Below are 8,825 nucleotides of genomic sequence, written 5' to 3' on the forward strand. Positions count from 1 at the left end.
TCCTGCTCGGCTCGGCCGGCTTCCGCTCCACACCCAGCCTGATGATGGACGCCCTGCACAACGAGTTCGGCTGGTCGCTCGGGACGATCTCCGCCGCCACCTCCGTCAACCTCACCCTCTACGGCCTCACCGCCCCCTTCGCCGCCGCCCTGATGGACCGTTTCGGCGTGCGCCTGGTGGTGGTCTGCGCCCTGCTGACCATCTCGGTCGGCTCCGGCCTCACCATGCTGATGCGCCAGCCCTGGCAACTGGTGCTCTGCTGGGGCGTGCTGGTCGGCCTCGGCAGCGGCTCGATGGCCGGCGCCTTCGCCACCACCATCACCGGCCGCTGGTTCCAGGCCCGCCAGGGCCTGGTCACCGGGGTGCTCACCGCCGCCGGGGCGGCGGGGAACCTGGTCTTCCTGCCGGTCGGCGCCTGGCTGGTCGAACAGCACGGCTGGCGCTCGGCCGTGGTCGTGGTCTCGCTCGCCGCCAGCGCCGTCGCCGTCCCGGTACTGCTGCTGATGCGCGAACGGCCCGCCGACCTCGGCCTGCTCCCGTACGGCGCGACCGAGGCCCCTCCCGCACCGGTGCGGGAGGGCCGTGCCCTGGCCCGCTCGCTGCGGGTGCTGCGGAACGCGGCCCGCACCCGGGCGTTCTGGCTGCTGGCCGGCTCCTTCGCGATCTGCGGCGCCACCACCGCGGGCCTGGTCGGCACCCACTTCATCCCGGCCGCGCACGACCACGGCATGCCCGTCACCACCGCCGCGAGCCTGCTCGCCCTGATCGGCCTCTTCGACGTGCTCGGCACCGTGTTCAGCGGCTGGCTCACCGACCGGGTCGACTCCCGGCTGCTGCTCACCGTCTACTACGGGCTGCGCGGACTCTCCCTGTTCCTGCTGCCGCAGCTGCTCGCCGGCTCGCTCCAGCCGCCGATCCTCGCCTTCGTGGTCTTCTACGGCCTGGACTGGGTGGCCACCGTGCCGCCGACCGTCGCGCTGTGCCGCCGGCACTTCGGCGAGGACGCCCCGATCGTCTTCGGCTGGGTGCTGGCCTGCCACCAGATCGGCGCGGCCGTCGTCGCCGGGCTGGCGGGCCTGGCCCGCGACGCGCTCGGGAACTACGACCTCACCTGGTACGGCGCCGGCGCGCTGTGCGTGGTCGCGGTCGGGCTCTGCCTGGCGCTGCGCACCGGCCGGAGCGACCGGGCGGTGCCCGCCCTCTCGTGAGGGCTGTCGGAGCGGAGGTCTAGGCTCCGCATCATGGCGCTCACCTTCACCCTCGACCCGAAGCTCGACCCCGACCTGCGCACCGCCGTCGTACGGCTGTGGACGGACGTGACCAACGCCGGCGGCGCGGTCGGCTTCGTGGCGCCGGTCACCGAGGAGGAGGTCTGGGACACCGCCGACCACCAGTTCGCCGGGGTCGCGCCGGACGGGCCGGACCGGCTGCTGGTCGCGCACGAGAGCGCGACCGGGCGGCTGGTGGGCGTGCTGTTCTTCGAGTCGATGCGCTTCGACCTCATGGAGCACTGGCGGCTGCTCAAGAGGGTCATGGTGCACCCCGACTTCCAGGGCCTCGGCTACGGGGCGCGGCTGCTGGCCGAGGCCGAGAGGGTCGCCCGTCAGTGGGGCCTGGAGTCGCTGCGGTTGACCGCGCGCGGCGGCCAGGGGCTGGAGCGCTTCTACACCCGCTGCGGCTACCGGGAGGTCGGCCGGGTACCGGCCGCGATCAGGGTCGCCCCCGGGGACGACCGCGACGACATCACCATGTGGCTCGACCTGCGCTGACCCCGCCCCGCCTCCGTCCCGGGCGGGGCGTGGAGCCCGGGGCGGGCACCCCTGCCCCGGGCCGGCCGTCAGGCATGCTTGACTGGAAGACCCGCCACGACCCGCCGAGGCCCGTCGGCGCCCGCCCCCGGCGCGAACGAGAAGGAAGTGTTCCAGTGAGCAGCAACGGCCCGCAGAAGTCGCACGCCACGCTCCGCTACACCTCCATGCGGGTCAGCATCTTCCTCGGCTGTCTGCTGGTGGCCCTGCTGCTGGGGCACTTCGGGATCATCCCGGTGAGCGGCGAGGCCGGGGTGATCTTCCTGTTCCTGCTCGCCGCGATCGCCTCCGCGCCGCTCAGCTACGTGCTGCTGAGCCGGCAGCGCGACGAGATGTCCTCCCAGATCACCACCAAGGTCGCCGGGATGCGCAACCGTACCGCCGAGCGGATCGCCGCGCAGAACGCCGAGGAGGACGCCGTGGACGACGCCGCACGCGCGGCCGCGGCCGGGCAGAACTGACCTCCGGCCCACCGCCCGGACCGCCACCGCCCGCCGTGCCCGCTGCCGATCCCCGCACCTCCGCCGACGGACCCGCCTCCGCCGACCGGCCCGGTTCCTCCGACCGGCCCGGTTCCGGTTCGGGCCTGCCGGGTTCCGTGTCCGAGCCGTCGGGTTCCGTGTCCGAGCCGTCGGGTTCCGTGTCCGAGCCGTCGGGTTCCGTGCCCGAGCCGTCGGGTTCCGTGCCCGAGCCGTCGGGTTCCGCGCCCGCCCGGCCCGCCGGGGGCGTGGCCGGGACGTGGCCGGCCCCCGTGCGCCGGCCCACCGGCCGGGACGTGGCCCGGCTCGCCGGGGTCTCCCAGGCCACCGTCTCGCTGGTCTTCTCCGGGGCCGAGGCCGGCCGCCGGGTCTCCGAGGCCACCAGGCTGCGGGTGCGGGAAGCCGCCCGCAGTCTCGGGTACCGCCCGCAGGCGGCCGGCCGCCAGCTGCGGCTGGGCCGCAGTGGGATGATCATGCTGGCCGTGCCCAACCTCCAGGGCCCGTTCTTCGGCCGGGTGCTGGAGGGTGTCCACCACGAGGCCGGCCGGCACGGCCTGGCGGTCGTGGTCAGCTCCGGCTGGGGCAGCGCGACCCTCGCGGAGGCCGCCACCGCCGGACGCTTCGACGGCCTGCTGATCTGCTCCCCGGACGACAGCCAGTTGGGCGAGCTGCCCGCCGACACCCCCGCCGTCTTCCTGGACGCCGACCCCGGCACCGACCGGGCGCGCCCGACCGTCGAGCTCGACGTGGCCGGCGGGATGCGCGCGGCGGTCGAGCACCTGGCCGCCCTCGGCCACCGCCGGATCGGACACCTGCGCTCCACCCTCGCCGCCTACACCTTCCGGGTCCGGCAGGCCGCCTTCGAACAGGCGGTGCGTGAACTCGGCCTGGACGTCGTGGAGTTGGGTGTGAGTCTGAACGAGGGCCACACCGCCGCGCGGAGCGTGGCACACCGGCTGCTGGCGCCCGCGGACCGCCCCCGCGCGGTGATCTGCGACGACGACGTGGTCGCCTCCGGGGTCTACCAGGCCGCCGCCGAGCGGGGGTTGAGGGTGCCGGACGACCTGTCCGTGGTCGGCATGGACAACGTGGCCGTCTCCGGGATGCTCGCCCCGCCGCTGACCACCGTCGACCTGCCCGGCGAGGAACTGGGCCGGGTGGGTGCGGCGGCGCTCGCCGCGCTGCTGCACGGGGAGCGGGTGGAGCGGGTCGCGCCGCTGGCCACCTCGCTGGTGCTGCGCTCCTCGACCGCTCCGGCGTGACGGCACCGCTCCGGCGCGATGACCCGGGGTGACCGCCCCGCTGCGTTATCGCGATTCAAGCGACGGAGTCACTAGCCCAAACGGGTGAAAAATAGTCTTTACCCCTCGTGCCGTGACTCCTTTCGGATGAATAAACGATGAGATTTCCGGCATGCGGACGCTACCCTCACGCCCACCACGCCTGTCCAGGGCGGCCAGAATGGCCACGGCCTTCGGCCTCTTCGCAGGCACCCTCCTCACCGGAACCCTCACCGCCCCCTCCGCCGAGGCGGCCGTCAGCTTCACCAAGACGGTCGACAAGGCCACGGTGGCGCCCGGCGAGAACGTCACCTACACCCTGCGCTACACCTGCTCGGTGACCGACTGTGCGGGCGGGCGCATCACCGACACCCTGCCCGCCGGAATGGAGTTCGTCGGCTGGAGCCCGGACAACTCCACCGTGGACGTGGCGGGTTCGACCGTCCCGGCCGCGGGCAGCGTCGGCGGCACCCTCGACATCAAGCTCCTCACCCTCAGCCCGGGGACGACCGCGTCCATCAAGGTCGTCCTCAAGTTCCCCAACTTCACCACCCCTGACAAGACCAAGACCGTCAACTCGGCCACCCTGACCGCCGACGGCGAGCCCGAGCAGAGCGGCTCCGCCACCACCACGGCCGTCGTCCAGCCCGACTACAAGGTCACCAAGGGCGTCCAGACCAGCAGTCAGGACGGCCGCTCGGTCACCTACCAGTTCAGCGCCTGCTCCACCAACGGCGTCCCCAACGTCGACCTGGACGCCGCCCGACTGGTCGACACCCTGCCGCCCGGCGCCGTCGTCGACACCGGCCGCTCGCCCGGCTGGACCCAGGACCCGAACAACCCCGACCGCTGGACCTACGACATCGGTGCCTTCCGGGCCACCAACGGCCAGGCCGGCTGCCGCAACCCCGGCGTCCTGGTCGTCAACTTCCCCGACCCGGCGTTCCCCAGCGGCACCACCGCCACCAACTCGGTCGTCCTCCAGGGCGACCCGCTCGGCCCCGACGGCATGCGCGACCTGTCCACCGCCAGCGCCGAGTCCCCGACCTTCAAGCCGCCGACCTCCGGCATCCAGGTCACCGCCTCCAAGGTCTGGCAGGAGAACGTCGTCTCCGGCGACATCGCCTCCTTCAGCCTCCACCCCGGCAACATCGCCGGCCCCGCCACCAGCCTGGTGATGACCGACCCCGGCTCCGGCACCACCTCCGGCCTCTACAACTGGCTGATACCGCAGTCCATCCAGCTGGAGGCCTGGAACCCCACCAGCATCGGCCTGAAGCTCCAGTACCGCCTCAACGGCGACCAGACCTGGAAGACCTTCACCCCCGGCAGCCCCTTCAACGGCTCCGGCAGCCGCCGGATCACCTTCGCCGAAGGCACCGGCGACCCGGCCAACGACGTGCTCGGCATCCCGGCCGGCCGCTGGCTCGACGGGCTGCGCTTCCAGTGGGACGGCCCCATCCCCACCGGCTGGAGCCCCGGCAACGCCGTACAGGTCCTCGCCCAGGTCGTCACCCCCGGCCACGACGGCCGCACCGCGCCCGCCCCGCTGCACAACTGCGTGGACGTGACCGGCACCGACGCCTCCGGCGGTACCTCCTCCGCCGGCGCCTGCGCCGACTCCACCGTCACCGCCGCCACCAACCTCGGCGCCACCAAGACCACCACCGCCGGTGCCGTCCTCGCGCCCGGCGGCGTCGCCACCTTCCAGATCGCCCCGTACAACCGCACCGGGCGTGACCTCGGCACCCCGCTCGTCCTGTACGACCTGCTGCCGCAGGGCCTCGTCTACGCGGACGGCAGCGCCCGCCCCGACCCGGCCTACCCGGAGTCCGTCGCCCCGCAGTCCGTCCAGGTGCTGCCCGGGCCGGACGGCCGCCAGCTGCTCAAGATGACCTGGCCGGCCGGCGCGCCCGACATGATGTACCTCAACGACCACAAGGCGTACCGGATCCTGATCGACGCCCAGGTCGCCGGCAGCGCCAAGCCCGGCACCCTCACCAACGACGTGTACGTCACCACCGAGGGCGCCACCGCACCCGTCACCTGCTCCTACTACGGCACCGACAGCGGCGTGCCGGACGCCCTCGACCTCAACGGCGACGGCAACACCACCGAGCACATGTGCCACGCCTCCTCGCAGGTCGAGGTGCAGGTTCCGGCCGTGCTGCGCTCCTTCAAGGAGGTCAAGGGCGACCTCGACAAGGACTACGCCAGCACCGGCACCACCACCCCCGGCGGCGGCATCTCCTACCGGCTGACCGTCCGCAACGACTCGCCCGACCCGGTCACCGACTTCATCGCGTACGACAAGCTGCCCACCCCGGGCGACTCGTACCTGCTGCGGCCGGACATCCCGCGCGGCTCCGCCTGGACGCCCTCGCTCACCCAGCCGCTGACCTCCAGTGACCCGACCGTGGTGATCGAGTACACCACCTCGCCGAATCCGTGCGTGACCGGCGCCATCACCGTGCCCGGCCCGTGCGACGCGAACGCCCGGTGGAGCGGCACCTTCCCGGGGCCGGGCACCACCACCTGGTTCCGGGTCCAGCGGCCCGGCACCCTGGCACCCGGTGGGCTGTTCACCCTGACCTGGCCGATGGTCGCCTCGGTCGACGCCGGCAACGCCGACTTCGCCTGGAACAGCTTCGCCTACACCGCCACCGACTCCAGCGGCAATCCGCTGCTGCCCGCCGAGCCCGCCAAGGTCGGCGTCGGCGTGCAGGCGCCCGTCCCGCCGAACAACGCGATCGGCGACCTCGTCTGGGTCGACCGCGACGGCAGCGGCGTCCAGAAGCCCGGCGAGCCCGGGGTGCCCGGCGTACGGGTCGAGCTGCTGGACGGGAGCGGGCAGCCGGTCCGCGACAAGACGGGCAAGCCCGTCACGACGGTCACGGACGCGAACGGGCACTACCTGTTCGACAAGCTGCCGGACGGGGAGTACGCGGTGCGCTTCGACCTGTCGACCCTCCCGGAGGGCGCGAAGGCCACCGCCCGGCACGCGGGGACGGACCCGGCGCTGGACTCGGACGCGGACCCGGGCACCGGGGTCACCCAGACGGTGCGGGTGTCGGGCGGGGAGCGGGACCTGAGCCTGGACCTGGGGGTGGTGATGGCGAGCACGCCTTCGCCGACGCCGACTCCGACTCCGACTCCGACTCCGACTCCGACTCCGACTCCGACTCCGACTCCGACTGTGACGCCGACGCCGACCGTGACGCCGACGCCGACTCAGACGCCGACCGTGACGCCGACGCCGACGGGTTCGCCCTCGCCCACGTCGTCGTCCACCCCGACGTCGTCTCCGACGCCGACGGGTTCGCCGTCTCCGACGAACTCGTCTTCGCCGACGAGCACTCCGACGGGCTCGCCGACGGACCAGCCGACGCAGGGCTCGACGGACGGCCCGTCCGGCCCGTCATGGGGTGGGAACCCGACCGAGGGTGAGCCTGGCGGGCCCTCGCAGGACCCGCAGTCGCCCCAGGGCCACGGTGGCGGCGAGCTGCCCGGCACCGGTGGGCCCGGTCTGCTGCCGTTCGGGCTCGGCATCGCCGCCCTCGTCCTCGGCGGGTTGTTCGTCGTGATCGCCCGGGGCCGCCGGGGCCGCCACAGCTGATCACCCGTAGGTGACTGACAAGACTGCGCCCGCCGGCCAGACCGCCGGCGGGCGCAGTCGTCTGTGGGGCGGGTCAGCCCACCGGGACGGGCTGCGCCTGCGGCGCGACCGGTGCGCTGTGGAACCAGCGCCGGGCGCCGAACAGCACCAGCCCGCCGAGCGCGATCCCGCCGGCCGCGCACAGCGCCACCGAGCGCAGCGAGCCCTCGGCGAGGTGCCCGGAGACGGCGTAGCCGAGCGAGTTGCCGGTGGCGAACAGGGTCACCAGCCAGGCGAAGGCCTCGGTGACCGTCCCGGTCGGGGCCAGCTCGGCGATCAGCACGAACGCGGCCGCCAGCAGCGGGGCCAGCACGATCCCGGACAGGAAGGCCAGCGCGGCCATCGGATACGGGCCGGGCAGCGTCACCAGCGGCAGGTAGGAGGCGGCCATCGCGAGCGCCATCACCCAGGTGCGGGTGGCGGTGCTCTGCCGCCAGCCGACCATGCCGTAGACCAGCGCGCCGAGCAGGCCGGCGAGCGCGGCGAGCGCCAGCAGGGTGCCCCCGCCGCCGGGCAGCCCACCGGAGTGGCGCTCGGCGTAGGCGATGAACAGCACGTTCTGCGCGCCGACGGCCCAGCCGGCCCCGGCCAGTCCGATCAGCAGCAGCACCAGGCCGGGGGAGCGGAGCGGTCCGAGCAGTCCGGCGCCGTGTTCACGGGCGGGGGCGCGCCAGGCGCGGGCCGGTGCGGCGGTGGCCACGATCAGCGCGCCGACCAGCCCCAGCCCGGCGGCCACCCAGAGCGCGGCGACCGGGCTGAACAGGCCGGCGATCCCGGCGACGGCCAGCGGCCCGGCCACGTAGAGGATCTGCTGGGAGGCGGAGTCGAAGGCGTACGCGGTGTCGAGCTGTTCCTCCTCGACGACGTCCGGCCAGAGCGAGCGCAGGCAGGGTTCGAGCGGGGGCATGGCGAGGCCGGCGATCGCGGCGCCGAGCGGTGCGCCGACCGGGGAGCCGGGGGCGAGGGCGAGCAGTGCGTACCCGCCACCGGCCACGACGGCCGTGGCGAGCAGGACGCGCGGCTGCCCGGTGCGGTCCACGATCCGTCCGAGCACCGGTCCGCCGATGGCGGCGGCGATCGCGTAGGCGGCGGTGGCCAGGCCGATGCGGCTGTACGGGACTCCGGCCCCGCGCAGGGCGAGGGCGATCACCAGGGCGGTCATACCGGCGGGCAGGCGGCCGAGCAGGGTGCCGAGCAGGAGTCGGGTGACGTGCGGGGCGCGAAGCAGGGCGAGGTAGCCCATCGGCGTTCTTCTCCGGTCTGGGCAGGGGAGGGCGGGGCGCCGTCAAAGTTATACGTATAACTGGTGGTCGGTCAATCTGACCGTGGCAGTGAACTGATGCGGCGTCAGCCTGGTTCGTGTTCGGAGTCCGGTTCCGGGGTATGGCGTGATCGGGCCCCATCTAAAACAAGTACTTTGAACATCTCAAACGTTTACTGCTAATCTTCCGACCGTGACCACCTCAGACGCACTGCGGACGCACGGCCCGGGCCCGCTGCCCGGCGCCGCCCGTCCGTGCGCTCTGAGCGGTGCTGTGGACAGCCCGCGCCGTCGTCGCGCCATGTGCTGTACGGCCCTGAGCTGTATCGGGGCGGCACGCCC

The 8,825-nt window shown here is 73.5% G+C and carries 6 protein-coding genes; 5 read left to right on the forward strand and 1 reads right to left on the reverse strand.

Features of this window, described 5'->3' with window-relative positions; translation table 11 throughout:
• Nucleotides 1–2: 2 nt before the first annotated feature.
• The 5 genes from J0670_RS21385 to J0670_RS39985 all read left to right on the forward strand — a co-directional run bounded on the left by J0670_RS21385 (nucleotide 3) and on the right by J0670_RS39985 (nucleotide 7,183).
• Complete coding sequence (locus tag J0670_RS21385; protein ID WP_243437318.1) at nucleotides 3–1,208, forward strand: MFS transporter; 1,206 nt, start codon at nucleotides 3–5, stop codon at nucleotides 1,206–1,208.
• A 33-nt stretch (nucleotides 1,209–1,241) separates the two neighbouring features.
• Nucleotides 1,242–1,769 (forward strand): GNAT family N-acetyltransferase, encoded by a 528-nt coding sequence (locus J0670_RS21390; RefSeq protein ID WP_207813252.1) that lies wholly within the window; start codon nucleotides 1,242–1,244, stop codon nucleotides 1,767–1,769.
• Between the two features lie 155 nt (nucleotides 1,770–1,924).
• Nucleotides 1,925–2,269, forward strand: coding sequence for a DUF4229 domain-containing protein (locus tag J0670_RS21395; protein WP_307806628.1), 345 nt, complete (start codon nucleotides 1,925–1,927; stop codon nucleotides 2,267–2,269).
• A gap of 290 nt (nucleotides 2,270–2,559) precedes the next feature.
• Nucleotides 2,560–3,549 carry a LacI family DNA-binding transcriptional regulator gene (locus J0670_RS21400; RefSeq protein WP_207813254.1) on the forward strand — a complete coding sequence of 330 codons (990 nt, stop codon included), beginning with the start codon at nucleotides 2,560–2,562 and terminating at the stop codon, nucleotides 3,547–3,549.
• A gap of 199 nt (nucleotides 3,550–3,748) precedes the next feature.
• Nucleotides 3,749–7,183, forward strand: a complete 3,435-nt coding sequence (locus J0670_RS39985; protein WP_207813255.1) for an SdrD B-like domain-containing protein — start codon at nucleotides 3,749–3,751, stop codon at nucleotides 7,181–7,183.
• Between the two features lie 73 nt (nucleotides 7,184–7,256).
• Here the strand turns inward: J0670_RS39985 and J0670_RS21410 are convergent, their stop codons facing one another.
• Nucleotides 7,257–8,465, reverse strand: coding sequence for an MFS transporter (locus J0670_RS21410; protein ID WP_207813256.1), 1,209 nt, complete (start codon nucleotides 8,463–8,465; stop codon nucleotides 7,257–7,259).
• Nucleotides 8,466–8,825: the final 360 nt, after the last annotated feature.

Origin of the sequence: Streptomyces sp. FH025 (genome assembly GCF_017427025.1) — a bacterium.
GTDB lineage: Bacteria > Actinomycetota > Actinomycetes > Streptomycetales > Streptomycetaceae > Kitasatospora.